The sequence below is a fragment of the Amycolatopsis sp. MEPSY49 genome, assembly GCF_051337345.1.
Classification (GTDB): domain Bacteria; phylum Actinomycetota; class Actinomycetes; order Mycobacteriales; family Pseudonocardiaceae; genus Amycolatopsis.
Window position 1 is genome coordinate 667443 of record NZ_JBDLYJ010000003.1, and the last position, 16107, is coordinate 683549.

19 protein-coding genes are annotated in these 16107 nt (G+C 70.5%); 6 read left to right on the forward strand and 13 right to left on the reverse strand.

Annotation, left to right across the window (positions count from 1 at the left end):
- Positions 1 to 12: 12 nt before the first annotated feature.
- The gene (locus ABFJ78_RS17400) at positions 13 to 504 is read right to left on the reverse strand and encodes a hypothetical protein (protein ID WP_436387380.1); all 492 of its coding nucleotides are present in this window, start codon (positions 502 to 504) and stop codon (positions 13 to 15) included.
- A gap of 278 nt (positions 505 to 782) precedes the next feature.
- Here ABFJ78_RS17400 and ABFJ78_RS17405 point away from each other — a divergent pair, with 278 nt between their 5' ends.
- Positions 783 to 1106 (forward strand): phage baseplate protein, encoded by a 324-nt coding sequence (locus tag ABFJ78_RS17405; protein ID WP_436387381.1) that lies wholly within the window; start codon positions 783 to 785, stop codon positions 1104 to 1106.
- A 63-nt stretch (positions 1107 to 1169) separates the two neighbouring features.
- Here ABFJ78_RS17405 and ABFJ78_RS17410 read toward each other — a convergent pair whose 3' ends face one another.
- Positions 1170 to 1691, reverse strand: a complete 522-nt coding sequence (locus ABFJ78_RS17410) for a dihydrofolate reductase family protein (protein WP_436387382.1) — start codon at positions 1689 to 1691, stop codon at positions 1170 to 1172.
- Positions 1692 to 1761: 70 nt separating this feature from the next.
- Positions 1762 to 2730, reverse strand: a complete 969-nt coding sequence (locus tag ABFJ78_RS17415) for a bile acid:sodium symporter family protein (protein WP_372666860.1) — start codon at positions 2728 to 2730, stop codon at positions 1762 to 1764.
- 96 nt (positions 2731 to 2826) lie between these two features.
- Between ABFJ78_RS17415 and ABFJ78_RS17420 the strand changes: the two genes are divergently transcribed.
- On the forward strand, positions 2827 to 3660 hold the full coding sequence (locus tag ABFJ78_RS17420) for a LysR family transcriptional regulator (RefSeq protein ID WP_372666861.1): 834 nt from the start codon (positions 2827 to 2829) through the stop codon (positions 3658 to 3660).
- 181 nt (positions 3661 to 3841) lie between these two features.
- Here ABFJ78_RS17420 and shbA read toward each other — a convergent pair whose 3' ends face one another.
- Positions 3842 to 4438, reverse strand: a complete 597-nt coding sequence (shbA, locus tag ABFJ78_RS17425; RefSeq protein WP_372667216.1) for an RNA polymerase sigma factor ShbA — start codon at positions 4436 to 4438, stop codon at positions 3842 to 3844.
- 146 nt (positions 4439 to 4584) lie between these two features.
- Entirely contained in the window at positions 4585 to 5070 is a 486-nt protein-coding gene (locus tag ABFJ78_RS17430; protein ID WP_436387383.1) for an RNA polymerase sigma factor, read from the reverse strand.
- A 159-nt stretch (positions 5071 to 5229) separates the two neighbouring features.
- On the opposite strand from ABFJ78_RS17430, the gene ABFJ78_RS17435 reads away from it, so the two are divergent.
- Entirely contained in the window at positions 5230 to 5862 is a 633-nt protein-coding gene (locus ABFJ78_RS17435; RefSeq protein WP_436387384.1) for an endonuclease, read from the forward strand.
- Between the two features lie 193 nt (positions 5863 to 6055).
- Positions 6056 to 6319, forward strand: coding sequence for a WhiB family transcriptional regulator (locus ABFJ78_RS17440; RefSeq protein ID WP_086679434.1), 264 nt, complete (start codon positions 6056 to 6058; stop codon positions 6317 to 6319).
- Positions 6320 to 6464: 145 nt separating this feature from the next.
- Here ABFJ78_RS17440 and ABFJ78_RS17445 read toward each other — a convergent pair whose 3' ends face one another.
- On the reverse strand, positions 6465 to 7430 hold the full coding sequence (locus tag ABFJ78_RS17445) for an RNA polymerase subunit sigma-70 (protein ID WP_436387385.1): 966 nt from the start codon (positions 7428 to 7430) through the stop codon (positions 6465 to 6467).
- A gap of 142 nt (positions 7431 to 7572) precedes the next feature.
- Between ABFJ78_RS17445 and ABFJ78_RS17450 the strand changes: the two genes are divergently transcribed.
- Both ABFJ78_RS17450 and ABFJ78_RS17455 read left to right on the forward strand, forming a co-directional pair.
- A complete protein-coding gene (locus tag ABFJ78_RS17450; RefSeq protein ID WP_436387386.1) occupies positions 7573 to 8307 on the forward strand; it encodes an SDR family NAD(P)-dependent oxidoreductase in 735 nt (244 codons plus the stop codon).
- Between the two features lie 185 nt (positions 8308 to 8492).
- Complete coding sequence (locus tag ABFJ78_RS17455) at positions 8493 to 9689, forward strand: LCP family protein (protein ID WP_436387387.1); 1197 nt, start codon at positions 8493 to 8495, stop codon at positions 9687 to 9689.
- A 4-nt stretch (positions 9690 to 9693) separates the two neighbouring features.
- Here ABFJ78_RS17455 and ABFJ78_RS17460 read toward each other — a convergent pair whose 3' ends face one another.
- The 7 genes from ABFJ78_RS17460 to ABFJ78_RS17490 form a co-directional block, all read right to left on the reverse strand.
- Complete coding sequence (locus ABFJ78_RS17460) at positions 9694 to 10884, reverse strand: acyl-CoA dehydrogenase family protein (protein ID WP_436387388.1); 1191 nt, start codon at positions 10882 to 10884, stop codon at positions 9694 to 9696.
- Position 10885: 1 nt separating this feature from the next.
- Positions 10886 to 11791, reverse strand: a complete 906-nt coding sequence (locus tag ABFJ78_RS17465) for a 3-hydroxyacyl-CoA dehydrogenase NAD-binding domain-containing protein (protein ID WP_436387389.1) — start codon at positions 11789 to 11791, stop codon at positions 10886 to 10888.
- A complete protein-coding gene (locus ABFJ78_RS17470) occupies positions 11788 to 12534 on the reverse strand; it encodes an acetoacetate decarboxylase (protein WP_436387390.1) in 747 nt (248 codons plus the stop codon). The genes ABFJ78_RS17465 and ABFJ78_RS17470 overlap by 4 nt, the downstream gene beginning before the upstream one ends.
- Complete coding sequence (locus ABFJ78_RS17475) at positions 12531 to 13274, reverse strand: crotonase/enoyl-CoA hydratase family protein (protein ID WP_436387391.1); 744 nt, start codon at positions 13272 to 13274, stop codon at positions 12531 to 12533. The genes ABFJ78_RS17470 and ABFJ78_RS17475 overlap by 4 nt, the downstream gene beginning before the upstream one ends.
- 89 nt (positions 13275 to 13363) lie before the next feature.
- A complete protein-coding gene (locus ABFJ78_RS17480; protein WP_436387392.1) occupies positions 13364 to 14506 on the reverse strand; it encodes a CaiB/BaiF CoA transferase family protein in 1143 nt (380 codons plus the stop codon).
- Positions 14507 to 14621: 115 nt separating this feature from the next.
- Positions 14622 to 15527 carry a LysR family transcriptional regulator gene (locus ABFJ78_RS17485; protein WP_436387393.1) on the reverse strand — a complete coding sequence of 302 codons (906 nt, stop codon included), beginning with the start codon at positions 15525 to 15527 and terminating at the stop codon, positions 14622 to 14624.
- A gap of 9 nt (positions 15528 to 15536) precedes the next feature.
- Positions 15537 to 16088, reverse strand: coding sequence for a TetR/AcrR family transcriptional regulator (locus ABFJ78_RS17490; RefSeq protein ID WP_436387394.1), 552 nt, complete (start codon positions 16086 to 16088; stop codon positions 15537 to 15539).
- Positions 16089 to 16107 lie beyond the last annotated feature (19 nt).

Consider the following 16107-nt stretch of genomic DNA (forward strand, 5'->3'; position numbering starts at 1 on the left):
TGCGGATTCCGTTCAGGTGCCGCCACCGGCCGGAGGGGTAGAAGTCATGGTCGGCGGAAGCGTCGATGTGGGCGGCGTTTCCGGTGGCGTCGTCTTGGGGGTCGTCGTCGGTGGTGCGGTCGTCGCAGTGGTCGTCGGCGGTGTCGTCGGCGAACCGTAAGCCGCGTAGGTGAACCAGATCTGGCCGTACGTCTTCGGCGTCGTCTGGTTGAACATCGCCCGCACCTGGAACGTGGTCGCGGTGTAGGACCCCAGGACCGTGTTGAGCATGAACGCGTTGTTCGGGCTCGGCGTGTTCGGCGACACCACGATCGCTTCCGGCACCTTGCCCAGCGAGTGCGTCACCGTGCAGACGCCGTTGCCGTCGGTCAGGCAGGTGGCCTGCGCGGCCTGGACGATCGGTGCCGGTGACGGCCCGACTGCCGACGAAGCGCCGGCGAAGGCCACCGCGCCCGCCGTCACCACCAGGGCGCCGGCCAGTGCGGCCACCGCGGTTCGTGCCATGACGATCCCCTCCCTCGAAACGACGCATCCGGAGTCGTCCGGCCGTGGCCCGCCGTTACGCGTGTATCCCGGTGTGTACGGCGCCGTTGCGACCTCCCTCCCACGGACCTCTTCCCGACCACCGCCGGCCGGACGCTGTCCCGGCGGACGCTCCTCCGCGCGACCGCCGCAGCCGGCGCGACCGCCGCCACCCTGGGAGGCGGGATCGCGCACGCCGACGTCCCCGCCTCGCCTACTTCGACATCACCCAGCCCTCCTACGACCTCTTCCGCAGCAAGATGCTTCACGAGTCCCACCACGTCATGCAGGGCTTCGCCTTCGACAACGTCAACCGCCGGCTCTTCGTCCAGGCCCAGAACGGCACCTCCGGGGACGACCTCTGCGTCAACCAGCTCGGCTTCAGCGGCGAGTTGCTCGGTTCGACGCACCTCGCGCACGCCGGGCACGGGGTGGCGATCGGGGTGGCGCCCGTCGGCACTTCCCGCAGCCCGCGCTCAGCACGGAAAGCGTTGTCTTCCAGGGCTACACCATCTTCGGCGACCACCTGTACACATTGGACGGACAGGGGCACGCCGACGCCGCGGACATCGACTCCTACGTGACGCGCGTCGACATGAATCAACCGCTACGCCAACATCTTCTACAAGAACGCCCTCGTGGGGTGATCACCGGACCCGGTACCAGGCATTCAGGATCGGCCCGGCGTGGCTCAGCTCCACGACCTCCAGGCGCACCGGCGCACCGCCCGGCCGGTCGAACAGCCGCACGCCGTCGCCAAGCAGGACCGGTGCGATGTGCACCAGCACCTCGTCCAGCAGCCCGGCTTCCCAGCACCGCCGGGCCGTCGCCGCGCCCAGCACCGCCACGTACCCGTCACCGGCCGCCGCGGAAGCCGCCGACACCGCCTCCGCGAGGTCCGGCACCAGCGTGAACCCCGGTGACGGCGCCGCCGAGCGCGTCACCACGAAGATCGGGCCGTCCCAGCGGCCGCCGTAGACCTTGCCCTCCGCCGTCGTCGCGGGCGCGTACGTGTGGTGCCCCATCACGATCGCCCCGATCCCGCCGATCACCCGCTCGACGACCGGGTTCGGCCCCGCGTGCAGGCCGGAGAGCCACGTCATGTCGTCGCCGGGGGCCGCGACGAAGCCGTCGAGAGACATCGTGATGTGGTAGAGGATCTTCGCCATGGTGCCGCCTTCCGAGTGGGTGTCACCACGTACTGACGAAGGCCGCCGGAAAACTCATCGGTCGCAGGGATCAGGCCGGGACGAGCTCCGGCGTGGCGGCGTACCGCCGCGCCAGCGACGCGCAGACGATCAGCTGGATCTGGTGGAACAGCATCAGCGGCAGCACGATCAGCCCCACCTGCGCGTGCCCGAACAGCACCGTCGCCATCGGCAGCCCGCTCGCCAGGCTCTTCTTCGACCCGCAGAACACGATCGTGATCCGGTCCGCGCGCGCGAACCCGAGCAGGCGGGCGCCCCAGCCGGTCGCCGTCAGCACCGCCGCGAGCAGCACGCCGCAGAGGCCGACGAGGACCAGCAGCGGGACGACGTCGAGCCGGTGCCAGATGCCTTCGGTCATGCCCGCGCTGAACGCCGTGTACACCACCAGCAGGATCGAACCGCGGTCGAACAGCTTGAGCGGCGCGGAATTGCGGGTGATCCAGTCGCCGATCCAGCGCCGCGCCAGCTGGCCCGCGACGAACGGCGCCAGCAGCTGCAGCACGATCCCGAGCACGGCCGAACCGTCGACGCCGGCGCCGTCGCCGGCCAGCAGCAGCGCCACCAGCAGCGGGGTCAGCACGATCCCGGCCAGGTTGGACAGCGACGCGCTGCAGATCGCCGCCGCGACGTTGCCGCGGGCGATCGAGGTGAACGCGATCGACGACTGGACCGTCGAGGGCAGCACGGCGAGGAACAGCACCCCGGCGGCGAGCTCGGCGGGCAGCACCGACGACGGCAGCAGCGTGAGCGCCAGGCCGAGCAGCGGGAACAGGACGAACGTGGCCGCCAGCACCACCGCGTGCAGCCGCCAGTGGCGCAGCCCGTCGAGCGCCTCCTGCGTGGACAACCGGGCGCCGTACAGGAAGAACAGCAAGCCGACGGCGATGGTCGTGGCGGTGCTGAAGCCGTCCGCCACGACGCCCGAAGCGGGCAGCAGCGTGGCGACCCCGACGGTGGCGAGGATCGCGAGGACGAACGGGTCGAGGCGCAAGCGGGACATGGATCTCCTTCCACAGCAATTCTCGGCGCCCGGACGCTCATTGTGAACCCCGATGACCGGACTGACTGTCATCGCGAATCGCGATAAAGTGGCCGCGTGCTCGACCCGCGCCTGTGCCGTTCGTTCCTCGCCGTCGCCGAGACGCGCAGCTTCACCGCGGCCGCGCGGCGCCTGGGCGTCGGCCAGCCGACCGTCAGCCAGCACGTCCGGCGCCTGGAGCGCGACTCCGGCGGGCTGCTCTTCGCGCGCGACACGCACACCGTCGAGCTCACCGCGCGCGGGCAGGCGATGCTGGGGTTCGCGCAGACGATCGTGGACACCGAGGAACGCGCGGAGCGGCACTTCCGCGGCGCCGAGTTGCGGGGCCGAGTGCGCTTCGGCGTCTCGGAGGACTTCGCGCTCGGCGAGCTGCCGGAGATCCTGAACCGGCTGCGCCGCAGCCATCCGCTGGTGGACGTCGAGCTGACCGTCGAGCTGTCGGACGTCCTCGCGCAGCGGCTGCGCGCCGGCCAGCTGGACCTGGTGCTGGGCAAGCGCCGCCCGGGCGCGCACCACGGGCGGCTGCTCTGGCGGGAGCCGCTGGTCTGGATCGGCTCGGCGGCGACGGTGCTGGAGCCCGGCCTGCCGGTGCCGCTGGTGCAGTACCCGATGCCGTCGATCACGCGGCAGCTCGCCGTCGAGTGCCTCGAACGAGCGGGCCTCGAGTGGCGCGCCGCGTGCCAGACGTCGAGCCTCACCGGCCTGCGGGCCGCGGCGGCCGCCGGGCTCGGCGTCACCCTGCACGCGCGCAGCCTGGTGCCGGCCGACCTCGTCGAGCTGGCGGGCCTGCCGGAGCCCGGCGACATCGAGTTCATGCTGCTGGCCCGCGAGTCGAAGGAAGGACCGGCCGCGGCGCTGGAGGAGTTCGTCCTCGACTACGTGCGGCGCTAGTCCTCTTCGCCCGTCCCGCGATGCAATGAATGAGTCATTCATGTCGTCTGGCGAGGTGAATGGGTCATTCACGTCATCCCCGCAACGTCATGAACGAGTCGTTCACCTCGCCGGATGCGATGAACGGGTCGTTCATGCAGACGAGCCGCTGTCGACGAACATCGGACGCGCGGCGCCGGCGCTAGTCCTCTTCGCCCGTCAAGAGCCTCCGCAGCCGCCCGAGCGCGCGGTGCTGGGCGACGCGGACCGCGCCCGGCGTCGAGCCCACCGCGTCCGCCGTCTCCTCCGCCGACAGCCCGACGACCACCCGCAGCACGACGATCTCGCGCTGCTTGGCCGGCAGGACGTCCAGCAGCCGCGCCAACCGCTCGTTGAGCTCGAACCGCAGGGCGTGCTGCTCGGGGCCGTCCGCGTCGGAGACGCCGTCGGGGATCTCCGGGACCGGGTCGGAGCGGTTGCGGGCCGCGGCGCGGTGGGCGTCGGCGACCTTGTGCTGGGCGATGCCGTAGACGAACGCGAGGAACGGCCGGCCCTGGTCCCGGTAGGACGGCAGCGCGGTCAGCACGGCGACGCAGACCTCCTGGGCGACGTCGTCGGCCGAGGCGAACGACCGCTCGTGCCGCCCGACGCGGGCGCGGCAGTAGCGCACCACCAGCGGCCGGATGGTGGCGAGCAGGCGGGCGGTCGCGGCGTCGTCGCCGGCGATCGCGTCGGCGACCGGCTCGTCGTGGCGCCGCCAGTGCGCCGGGAACGCCTGCGCGGGCTGCGTCGCGGCGATCTCGCGGACGAGGGCGCGGCTGCGCACCCGCAGCAGCGTGCCCTCCACGTCGAGGCCGACCCGCAGCGAGTCGTGCAGCGCGGCGTTGGACTCCCGCAGCAGCTCGGTGATCGCCCGGTCCCCGTACTCGGTTGCCGGCATGGTGCTCACCCTTCCCTGTCCCGCTGGTCGCCGGGCGGTGCGGCCCGGTGGCGCCTGAGGCGTTCCCGCACGTGGCGGAGGTTGGAACGGACGGTCGCGGGGGCGATGCGCAGCGCGTTCGCGATCTGCGTCGGCGTGAAGCCGTCGAGCGACCACGCGAGCACCATCCGCTGCTGGCCGGGCAGGGAGGCGAGCAGGTCGATGAACCCGGCGTGCTGGTCGACGAGCACGGCCAGCTTCTCGTCGTCCTGCGGGTCGTCCGGCGTCCAGTCGGCGCGCGCGTCGTCCACCGCGTCGAGCAGCCGCCCGGCGACGCGGCGCACCCAGGCCCGCGGGTCCTCGGGGACCGGCCACGCCTCCAGCGCGTGGAGCATCGCTTCGACGGCGACGTCACGGGCGATTTCGACCTCGAACCCCGCCTTGCACAGGAACGCCACGAGCGGGGGGAAGTCGGCGCGGAAGAACGCGTCGAAATCGTCGCCAGCGCACACGGACCCCTCACCACCCCTCGCCTCCACTGGAACAAGTGCGCCGAGGTGACTCCCACGTGTAACGATTCGATCAAGACTGCTCGGTCGGAGTAATGGTCTGCTCCGGATCGGTGACGACCGGTGACGAATGGGCGCGGGCATCTCGGGTACCCGGACCCGATGACCCAGCGAGACACGATCCGGCGCCTGCTGAAGGAGGCAGGTCCGACCTACGCCGCCGAGGCGGGCATCAAGCTCGCCGACCAGCCGGCACCGCTCTACCGGCTGCTGGTGCTGTCGGTGCTGCTCTCGACCCGGATCAAGGCGGGCATCGCGGTCGACGCGGCCCGGGAACTGCGGGCCGCGGGGATGGGCACGGCCAGAGCCATGGCCGGCTCGACGTGGCAGCAGCGCGTGGCCGCCCTCGGCCGCGCGCACTACAAGCGCTACGACGAACAGACCGCGACGGCGCTCGGCGAGGGCGCGCGGTACCTGCTCGACGAGTACCGCGGGGACCTGAGACGGGTGCGCGAGGCCGCGAACGGCGAATTCCGGACACTGGCCGGGCTCCTCGGGAAGGTGCCGCGGCTCGGCCCGGTGGGCGCGGACATCTTCGCCAGGGAGGTGCAGCTCGTGTGGCCGGAGTTTCGCCCGCACCTGGACGGGAAAGCGTTGCGGGGGGCCGAAAAGCTCGGCCTCCCGACGCAGCCCGGCCGGCTCGCGAAGCTGGTCGGTTCCGGCGACCTGGCGCACTTCGCGGCGGCCCTCGTGCGGGTCGCGCTGGAGCGCGGTCTCGCCGATCGGGTGACGTGATCGACATCGAGATCCCGGGAAGAAGGGCGTACTCTCATGTGTTGCAGTCTTGGTTGCCCGGAGGGTGAGCCGGGGACCGAAGCCAAAACCCCCTTGACCCACGCGGATGCGCTCGCGCGTCCGCGAGCGTCAAGTCGGTTGACGCGCCACGACAATGGGAAACAGAAGAAGTAGAGGGAGGTGAACGAAGGAAATGGAAGCCACGATGACGGGCTGGGCGGAACTCGCGGCCTGCAAGGACGAGGACCCGGAACTGTTCTTCCCCATCTCCGCGGTGGGCCCCGGCGCCCGGCAGACGGCGCAGGCCAAGGCGGTGTGCGCGCGCTGCCCGGTACGCGCCGAATGCCTCGGCTACGCGCTGGACAACGGCCTGGACCACGGTGTTTTCGGCGGGACCACCGCCGAGGACCGACGTCGGCTGGCGCGCACCGCGCCGCAGCGGCACCGAGCTGCTTGATCGCCGCCCGGTGACCTCTTCCCGGCGGCCTCGAGGACGAACCCGAATCGGAAGAATTTCTTTCCGGATGGGTGTGCGCCCGGGCGGGTGATTCCCCGTGAATCGCCCGCCCGGGTTTTTTCACGCCCGCCCGTGGTCATCGTGCTCATTCACGGAGGATTTCCGGCAGTCCCCACGCCGCCGCCGGGACGGACTCGAAGGCGGCCAGCTCCGTGATCAGCCCGTGCTCGACGGTCAGCAGGGAGACGCCGAACCAGCGGTACTCGGCTTCGCCCGGCCGCCGGAGCCAGGTCGCCACGGCGGGCTGGCGATTGGCGCGCGTGGGGCGCATCCGGAAGCGGCCGACGCAGTGCGGCGACGCGGGGTCCATAGACAGCGACAGCGCGCGCACGATCGCCGCGGCGCTGCCGAACCAGAGCTCGTACGGCGGCATGACCGCGCGGGCGTCTTCGTGCAGCAGCCGGGCGACGGCTTGCGGGTCACCCTGCTCGTAGGCGGCGATGAACCGCTTGAGCAGCGCGGTTTCCTCGGCCGTCGGATCGCCGGCCGTCCACTCGGTACGGTGGGCGGGCAGCCGTTCACGCAGGGTCGCGCGGGCCCGCTGGAGGGCGCTGTTCGCCGACGCGACGCTCGTCTCGAGCAGTTCGGCGGTCTCCTTGGCCGACCACCCGAGGACGTCCCGCAGGACGAGCGCGGCCCGCTGCCGCGGCGGCAGGTACTGCACGGCGGCGAGGTAGGCGAGTTCGATGGTTTCCCGTTCGACGACGGCGGCGTCCGGCCCGGCCTCGTCGAGCAGCCGGTCGGGGCAGGGTTCGAGCCACGGCAGATCGGCGGCGGCGATCGGGCCGTCGGGTTCTCCGGAAGGACCGAGCTGATCGGGCAGCACCCGCCGCGGCCGCCGCGCGAGGACGTCGAGGCAGGCGTTGGTGGCGATCCGGTAGAGCCAGGTCCGCACACTGGCCCGGCCTTCGAAGCGGTCACGGGCCTTCCAGGCGCGGAGGAAGGTTTCCTGGGCGAGGTCTTCGGCGTCACCGAGCGAGCCGAGCATCCGGTAGCAGTGCACCTGGATCTCCCGCCGATGGCGTTCGACGAGAGTCTCGAAATCCAGCACCCGGGCACGCTAGCGCATCCGCGGTGCCGTGAATGACTCATTCATGTCGCCTGGCGACATGAATGAGTCATTCACGTCGTTCGGGTCGGCGGGAGCGGCGGGTGCCCACACCTCGGCCACCCCCGGCTGGAAGACTGCCCCCGTGAGCGGAACAGTCCTGGTCCTCGGCGGCCGCAGCGAGATCGGCCTGGCCGTGGCGCAACGCCTGGCCGGCGACCACGACAAGATCGTCCTGGCCGCGCGCCCCGGCACGGACCTCACCGCCGCCGTCGCGACCCTCGGGAACGCCGGCACGGTCGAAACCATCGACTTCGACGCCGACGACCTCGCCGGTCACGGTCCCTTCCTCGAGCAGGTCGCCGCCGAACACGGCCCGCTCGACGTCGTCGTGCTCGCCTTCGGCATCCTCGGGGACCAAGCCCGCGCCGAAGCTGACGCCGCCCACGCCGCCGCCATCGTGCACACCGACTACGTCGCCCAGGTCGGCGTCCTCACCCACGCCGCGAACCTGCTGCGCGCCCAGGGCCGCGGCAGCCTCGTCGTGTTCTCCTCCGTCGCCGGGATCCGCGTGCGCCGCGCCAACTACGTCTACGGCTCCGCGAAGGCCGGCCTCGACGGCTTCGCGAGCGGCCTCGCCGACGCCCTTCACGGCTCCGGTGTCCACCTGCTGCTCGTCCGGCCCGGCTTCGTGATCGGGCGGATGACCGAGGGCATGAGCCCGGCGCCGTTCTCGAGCACGCCGGACCAGGTCGCCGACGCGACCGTCGCCGCGCTGCGGAAGCGGCGCGGGGTCGTCTGGGTGCCCGGTGTGCTCCGTCCGGTCTTCTTCGCGATGCGCCTGCTGCCGCGCGCGGTGTGGCGCAAGATGCCGCGCTGACACACTGTGGCCGCAACCACAGCACTCGCGCGTACGCGTTCCGGCACAGTGCGTCGCGAAACCGGCCGGAAGGCTCGGCCGTTCGGCTGGCGTCACAGTTTTTCGACAACTTTCTCAGCTGATTCCCAGCTAACGCGGTGATCCTCGAAGAAGGGGATCCACCGAGGGAAGCAAGGGGAAGTGTCGTGCTGCTGTCGTCCCGGGAGCGTCGCATCGGCGGGCGGGTCGCGCTCGGCGTCGTGTCGGCGCTCGTGCTCGGCGCCACCGGGTACGCCTGGTCGCAGCTGAGCAAGCTGGACGACGGCCTCGTGACCGCCGACGTCATCCCGCCGTCGGCGCAAGTGGACGAAGAGGACACCATCCCCGGCGAACCGCTCAAGGTCGCCCAGAACATCCTGCTCGTCGGGATCGACGCGCGTACCGACGCGTACGGCAACCCCTTGCCACAGAACGTGCTCGACGCCCTCCACGCCGGCAGCGGCGACGACGGCGGCGACACCACCGACACGATGATCGTCGTCCACATCCCGGCCGGCGGCGCCGCGGCCACCGCGATCTCGATCCCGCGCGACTCCTATGTGGACATCGCGGGCGGCTACGGCAAGCACAAGATCAACTCCGCCTACAGCCGCGGCAAGAACGCCGCGATGTCCGGATTGCGCTCCCAAGGCCTCACCGGCGCGCAACTGGAGGTGGCGGCGAACGAGGCGGGCGCGAAGACCGCGATCCAGACCGTGCAGAAGTTCACCGGGCTGACCATCAACCACTACGCGGCCATCAACCTCGCCGGCTTCGACGCGCTGTCGCGGGCCGTCGGCGGCGTCGAGGTCTGCCTCAAGGAGCCGGTGCACGACAGCTACTCCGGCGCGGACTTCCCGGCCGGCCCGCAAACGCTTTCCGGCGCGCAGGCGCTCGCGTTCGTCCGGCAGCGCCACGGCCTGGCCAACGGCGACCTCGACCGCATCGCGCGGCAGCAGGCGTTCCTGTCCGGGATGGCGAAGAAGGTGCTCAGCGCGGGCACGTTCACCGACGTGTCGAAGCTGAACGCGCTGGTCAGCGCCGTCCAGGGGGCCGTGGTGCTCGACCGGGGCTGGGACGTGCTCAGCTTCGCGCAGCAGCTGCGGGGGATGAGTTCCGGCGCGATCGCGTTCGCCACCATCCCGGTGCAGAGCCTCTCGCTGGCGACGCCGTCGGACGGCGACGCGGTGAAGGTCGACCCGGCGCAGGTCCAGCAGTTCATCCGGACGGCGATCAGCACCCCCGCGGTCCAGGCCTCGGGCGACGACACCGCGGGCGGCGTCAAGCCGGTGGCCGCGACCACCACCAGGACCGCGGACAGCAAGCAGCCGGCGACCACGGCGGCCGCCGGCTGCGTCAACTAGCGGCTCACACGAAAGCGCTCTGCCCGGTGATCGCCTTGCCGACGATCAGGGTGTTCATCTCGCGCGTGCCTTCGAAGGAGTAGATCGCCTCGGCGTCGGCGAAGAACCGCGCGACGTCGTAGCCGAGCACGATCCCGTTGCCGCCGAAGATCTCCCGGCTCCAGGCGACGACCTCCCGCATCCGCGAGGTGACGAACGCCTTGGCCAGCGACGAGTGCTCGTCCTTGAAGATCCCCGCGTCCTGCAGCCGCGCGAGCTGCACCAGCATGCCCCACGACGCGGTGATGTTGCCGAGGCTCTTCACGAGCAGGTCCTGCACCAGCTGGAACCGCGCGATCGGCCGGCCGAACTGCGTGCGCTCCTGCGCGTAGGCCAGCGCGGCCTCGTAAGCGCCGATCATCACGCCCAGTGCCTGCCACGCGACGCCGCCGCGGGTGGCGCGCAGGATCTCGGCGACGTCGCGGAAGCCGTTGATGCCCTGCAGCCGGTTCGCCTCCGGCACGCGGACGCCGGTCAGGGTGATCTCCGCGTTCTCGACGATCCGGAACGCGGTCTTGCCCTGGATCTTCTCCGGCACGAAGCCCGGCGTGCCCTTCTCCACGACGAATCCCTTGACGTGGTTGTCGTCGACGTCCCGCGCCCACACCACGACGTAGTCGGCGAAGGTCGCGTTGCCGATCCACTTCTTGGCGCCGTCGAGGACCCAGGTGTCGCCGTCCCGCTTGGCGGTCGTGCGCATCCCACCGGCCACATCGGACCCGCCGAGCGGCTCGGTCATCGCGAACGCGCCGATCTTGTCCATCGCGGCCATCTCGGGCAGCCAGCGGTCGCGCTGTTCCTGGCTCCCTCCACTGTAGATCGAGTACATCGCGAGTCCGTTGTGGACACCGAAGAACGTCGCCACGGACGCGTCCGTGCGGCTCATCTCCATCGCCATCATGCCGGTGAGCAGGTGGCTGACCGCGGGCTTGTGCTCGCCGTAGCCCTCGTACGGCAGGCCCGCCAGGCCGCTCTCGCGGAACATCCCGATGAGTTCCTTCGGGAAGGTGCCGGCTTCCCAGTTCTCGTTCACCAGCGGCTTGACGTCGTTCGTCATGAACTCGCGCGCCTTGACGAGCAGCTTGCGCTCGTCGTCGGGAAGCAGCGCCTCGAAGTCGTAGAAGTCGGCGGTCAGCTTGTCCTTGAGCGGTTCCATGTCAGTTCTCCTCCACTGCGTGCAAAACGGCGAGCTGCTTGCGGTCGCGCGTCTCGGCCAGGTCCGAGTACGTGGAGGAGCCGTAAGCCTGTTCGACGGCTTCGATGAGCCGTTCCTGCTCTTCGGGGCTCTGGCTGGGGTTGCCCAGCCCGGCCCACATCTTCTTCATGGACTTGCCGATGTGCTCGGCCATGTGGCGGTAGCCGCCAGGGCCGCCACCGAGGTGCGAGCCGAGGAACGGCCCGACGGTCGCCCAGCGGATCCCGAGCGACCTGGTCAAGATGAGGTCCAGCTCGGCCGGGGACACCACTCCTTGCTCGACGAGGTAGATCGCTTCGCGGTTGAGCGCGTTCTGCAGCCGGTTGCCGACGAACCCGGGGATCTCCTTGCGCTCCACGACCGGCGTCCGGCCGAGGAGGGTGTAGAACTCGACGGCCCTGTCGACGCTCTCCTGGCTCGTCTGCTCGCCGGGAACGACCTCGACCAGCGGGATCAGGTGCGGCGGGTTGAACGGGTGTCCGATGAGGACACGCGTCCCGTCGATCTCCGCGGTGAACGCCGTGGACGGGATGGCGCTCGACGAGCTCAGCAGCAGCGCGTGCGCCGGCGCCTCGGCGACCAGCTTCGCGAACAGCTCCTTCTTGAACTCGACGTTCTCCGGCCCGTTCTCCTGCACGACGTCCGCATCTTTCACTGATTCAGTGACGTCTTCGGCGAGGTGGACCCGGCTCGCCAGGTCCTCCGCGGTGGTGCCGAGGTGCGGGGCGAACTGTGCCAGTGCCTGTGAGACGGCCTCGGCGAGGTCGGGGCGGGGATCGGTGACCCGGACGGTCAGGCCGTGGTGGGCGAACAGCGCCGTCCAGGACAGGCCGATGGTGCCCGCGCCGATCACAGCGGCGTTCTTCATGACTGGGCTCCCTTCAGGTAGTCGAAGACCGGCTTGACCGGGGCGAGCGTCAGGTCGGTGCGGATGTGGCTCGCGGAGACGACCTCCAGCACCGGCAGGTCGGCCAGCGGGGCCAGGACGTGCTGGAACAGCTGCAGCCGCGCGGGGCCGGTGTAGGCCTCCTTGACCACGACGTCGGTGATCTCGGTGCGGACCAGCTCCTGGACGCGCGGGGCACCGTCGTAGCCGGGGATCGTCTTGAGCATGAACGTCGGGACGGTGATCTGGCGTTCGGCCTCGCGGACGTCCAGCTCGTGGTGCTTGTAGCCCATCGTCGCGGTCGCGACCCGGAGCGTCCCGTAGTCCAAAGTGCCCACGAGGACACCGTTGTCGACATAGAGGTTCGGGCTGCCGACGGTCTTCGGGTACGCGCTCACCTCGCGCCCGGACGCGGTCGCCGGGAAGTTGTCGAGGTACATCGCGTGCAGGTACTCGCCGCGTTCGCCGTCGAAGCTGACCTCGATCGCCTGGCCGGACTCGGTGTACGGGCCGTAGCCGGAGACGTCGCCCATCTTCATGACTTCGAAGCGCACCAACGGTTCTTCGACCCGCAGCGGCTCCGGCACGACGGCGCGCAGAGCGTCGGCGTCGGTGCGGTAGACGACGTTCAGGTACTCGCGGTTCGTGAACCTCGGGACGACCGGCGCGAACGCCGGGGCCGTCAGGGGAGTGGTCACGTGCTGCCGGACTTCTTCGATCTTCATTCGCCTGTCCACTTCGGAGCGCGGCGCTCGGCGAAGGCGGTCATGCCCTCGCGGACGTCGGCGGACTGCATCAGGTTCTTGATTTCTTCGCGCTGCACGGCTTGGGGATCCGCGGCACGCACGATCTTCTTGACGGCGGCGAGCGCCAGCGGCGCGTTCTCCGCCAGCTTTTCGGCCAGCTGCAGCGCGACCGCGGCGGCGTCGCCGGTCGGTGTCACGCGGTTGACCAGGCCCAGCTCGCCGGCGCGGCGGCCGGTGACCGGCTCGCCGGTGAGCAGGAACTCCATCGCCAGGTGGTGCGGAATCCGCTTGGGCAGCCGGAGCACGCCACCACCGGCGGCGATCAGCCCGCGCTTGACTTCGGGGAGCCCGAACTTCGCGTCTTCGGCGGCGACGATCAGGTCGCAACCGAGGGCGAGTTCGAACCCGCCGCCCATGGCGAACCCCTCGACGGCGGCGATCAGCGGCTTGGCCAGCTCGGCCTCGGTCAGGCCGCCGAACCCGCGTCCCGGGATCTCCGGGGACTCGCCTTTGAGCGCGGCCTTGAGGTCCATCCCGGCGCTGAAGGTGCCGTCGGCGCCGGTGAGAACGCCCGCCCGCAGCGCAGGATCGCCTTCCAGCTCGTCCAGCGCGGCGGCCAGCCCAGCTGCGACGGCGGCGTTGACCGCGTTGCGGGCCTGGGGCCGGTCGATGGTGATCAGCAGGGTGCCGCCGATCCGTTCAGTACGAACGTCACTCATGACTTCACACTTCCTTTACGCCACTTTCCCCGTGAAAGTGTTCCGGAGGCGGCCCCTCCACCTCACTTTCACGTGAAAGTGCGGGTGGTTCAGGCCAGCTCGGCGAGGACTTCGGCGGTGTCCTGGCCGGCCAGCGGGGCCAGGCGGCGGATCGAGCCGGGCGTCGCGGAGAACTTCACCGGGATGCCGACCGTGCGGATGGTGCCCTCGCTCGGGTGCTCGACGGTGTCGAGCAGGTGGCCGTCGCGGACGTACGGGTTCTCGTGGGCCTTGTCCAGCTCCAGCACCGGCGCCATCGGGATGCTGTGCTTCGCGCAGACCTCCGCCCACTCCTCGGTGGTCAGCGCCGGCGCGCAGGCGGTGATCTGCTCGGTCAGCCACTCGTTGTCGGCGCGGTCGATGGCCTCGCCGTTGACGCGCGGGTCCTCGGCGAGGTCCGGGCGCTCGGCGGCGGCGAAGAAGTCGCGGAAGTTCTTCGGGTTGTAGGGGATGACGCAGGCGAGGCCGTCCTTGGTGCGGACCGCGGCGTGGCCCTTCGTCATCGACAGCGCGAACCCGGTGGGACCTTCGGCCGGCTCGTAGGTGTGGCCCGCGAGGTGTTCGACCAGGTTGAACGCGAGCAACGTGTCGGTCATCGGGATCTCGATCTGCTGGCCCTGCCCGGTCTTGTCGCGGTGGACCAGCGCGGCGAGCACGCTGTAGGCGATGGTCAGCGACGACACCTTGTCGCCGATGATCGTCGGCAGGTAGACCGGCTCGCCGAGCGCGCGGTTGGCCACGTCGACCAGGCCGGAGGAAGCCTGCACGGTCTCGTCGTAGGCGGCGTTGCCGGCCTGAGGCGAGTCGCCGCGGAAGCCCTGCGCGTGGGCGTAGACCAGCCGCGGGTTGCGCTCGGCGACGTCGGCGTAGTTCAGGCCGAGCCGGCTCAGCGCGCCGGGGCGCATGTTGGTGATCAGCACGTCGGCGGTGTCGATCAGCTTCAGCGCCTGCTCGCGCTCGGTCTCGTCCTTGAGGTCGAGGGCCACGCTGCGCTTGTTGCGGTTCACGTTCAGGTTGAGCGCGGTCATGCCCGGCGTAGTGCGGTACTGGCCGACGCGGACGGTGTCCGCGGGGGATTCGATCTTGATCACGTCGGCGCCCAGGTCGCCCAGGATCTGGGCCGCGTACGGGCCCATCACCACGGTCGAGAGGTCGATCACGCGCACGCCGTCCAGCGGGCCGGTGCTGTTCATCGTTCCGTCCTTTCGCGCCTTGCTGTTTCGCTCTACTTACGAACGTAGGCGCGGGCCGCACGAAAGGGAATGATCATGATACGAACAATGGTGTGACCGCAGCGGTCATGCCATTCTAGGTGGTCAGCGGCTCAACGAAGATCTCTTTCGCGGCTTCGACGAGTTCGCGCAGGTCCCCGTCGGCGCGGTCGCGGCGCCAGAGCAGGCCGGTGTCCAGCTGGGGGCGGAAATCCGTGAAGGGCAGGACGATGACGTTGTCGAGCCGGTAGCCGTGCATCGGGCTCTTCTCGTCGAGCATCGAAATGGAAAAGGCTTCGCCGCTGGAAATGATTTCCGACGTCCCGCCGTAGCCGGTGTTGGTCAACCGGATGCGTTTCTTGACGCCCAGTTCGGCCAATTGGTGGTCGAGCTGGTCGAAATACGCGGGCGTGATTTCCCCGGGTGAGGCCACGTACGGGAACTCGGTCAGCTCGGCGAGGCTGACCGAGTCCCGTCCGGCGAAGAGGTCGGCCGGGACGACCGCGCCGAGCCGTTCCGACATGACGGGCACCTGCTCCAGCGCCGGATCGGTGACGGGCAGCCGGGCCAGGGTGAGGGCGAGCTTGCCCTCGTGCACGCCCTGGACGAGATCGGCGGTGGTGCCGGGCCACCGTTTCAGCTCGTACGTTTCGTGAACGCGCCCGGCGAGGGCGTTGACGCGGTCCCGCAGCTCGGGGTGCACCCCGGCGGGCATGCCGAGAAAGACGGTGCTGCGCCGCGGCCGGGTGGCTTCCCGCAGCTTCCAGGGAATGGCACCGACCCGTTCGAGGACGTCCCGCGCGAGCGGCAGCAGCGCGTTCCCGGCGGCGGTGAGGGTGACGTGGTGGGTGCTGCGGTCGAACAGCTGCTGGCCGAGCTCGTGTTCGAGGTCCTTGATCCGCTGCGAGAGGGGAGAGGCGGCCATGTGCAGCTTCCGCGCGGCCGCGGAGAAGTTCAGTTCCTCGGCGACCGCGACGAAGTAGCGCAGGTGCAGCATCTCCATGCCCCGACCCTACGGCCCGTCCACAGCCGACACGCCGCGGCGGACCAGGTCCAGGAGGCGGCCGGTGCGGTCCGCGCCGCCGGAGAGCGCGATGCCGGTGGCGAGCAGGAGGAGGTCGAGGGCCTCGGTGTCGGCGGCGATGGCTCCGGCCGCCTTCGCGCGGTCGACCAGGGCCGCGGCCGTCTCGTTCACCGACGCGTGCCATTGGGCGAACAGCGTTTCGTGATCGCCGGCCGGAGTGGTCAGCGACAGCGCGAGGTCACGCTTGTCCCGGACGTGCTCGACGAACGCCGCCAGCCACGCGAACAGCTCCGCGCCCGGGTCGGCCGCGTCGAGCCGCGCAGTGCCCGTCAGCGAAGCGACGTCGCTCGCGTACACGGCGATGACCAGCTCGCGACGGCTGGGGAAGTGCCGGTACATCGTCGCGTTGCCGATGCCCGCGCGCCGGGCGACGCGGTCGAGCGGCGCGTCCGGGCCGTCCTCGGCGAACACCTCCTTCGCCGCGGCGAGGAGGAGCGCGTGGTTGTCGCGGGCGTCGGACCGGCGGGCTCGTGCGGGCATCGCGCTCCTTGCCAAACGG

Excerpts from the sequence above, each read along its gene's own strand:
- ABFJ78_RS17435 (WP_436387384.1), top strand. The coding sequence starts at position 5,230 with ATGACCCAGCGAGACACGATCCGGCGCCTGCTGAAGGAGGCAGGTCCG.
- ABFJ78_RS17475 (WP_436387391.1), bottom strand. The coding sequence starts at position 13,274 with ATGAGTGACGTTCGTACTGAACGGATCGGCGGCACCCTGCTGATCACC.
- ABFJ78_RS17440 (WP_086679434.1), top strand. The coding sequence starts at position 6,056 with ATGGAAGCCACGATGACGGGCTGGGCGGAACTCGCGGCCTGCAAGGAC.
- ABFJ78_RS17400 (WP_436387380.1), bottom strand. The coding sequence starts at position 504 with ATGGCACGAACCGCGGTGGCCGCACTGGCCGGCGCCCTGGTGGTGACG.
- ABFJ78_RS17415 (WP_372666860.1), bottom strand. The coding sequence starts at position 2,730 with ATGTCCCGCTTGCGCCTCGACCCGTTCGTCCTCGCGATCCTCGCCACC.
- ABFJ78_RS17410 (WP_436387382.1), bottom strand. The coding sequence starts at position 1,691 with ATGGCGAAGATCCTCTACCACATCACGATGTCTCTCGACGGCTTCGTC.
- ABFJ78_RS17465 (WP_436387389.1), bottom strand. The coding sequence starts at position 11,791 with ATGAAGAACGCCGCTGTGATCGGCGCGGGCACCATCGGCCTGTCCTGG.
- ABFJ78_RS17405 (WP_436387381.1), top strand. The coding sequence starts at position 783 with ATGCTTCACGAGTCCCACCACGTCATGCAGGGCTTCGCCTTCGACAAC.
- ABFJ78_RS17480 (WP_436387392.1), bottom strand. The coding sequence starts at position 14,506 with ATGAACAGCACCGGCCCGCTGGACGGCGTGCGCGTGATCGACCTCTCG.
- ABFJ78_RS17470 (WP_436387390.1), bottom strand. The coding sequence starts at position 12,534 with ATGAAGATCGAAGAAGTCCGGCAGCACGTGACCACTCCCCTGACGGCC.
- ABFJ78_RS17460 (WP_436387388.1), bottom strand. The coding sequence starts at position 10,884 with ATGGAACCGCTCAAGGACAAGCTGACCGCCGACTTCTACGACTTCGAG.
- ABFJ78_RS17490 (WP_436387394.1), bottom strand. The coding sequence starts at position 16,088 with ATGCCCGCACGAGCCCGCCGGTCCGACGCCCGCGACAACCACGCGCTC.
- ABFJ78_RS17485 (WP_436387393.1), bottom strand. The coding sequence starts at position 15,527 with ATGGAGATGCTGCACCTGCGCTACTTCGTCGCGGTCGCCGAGGAACTG.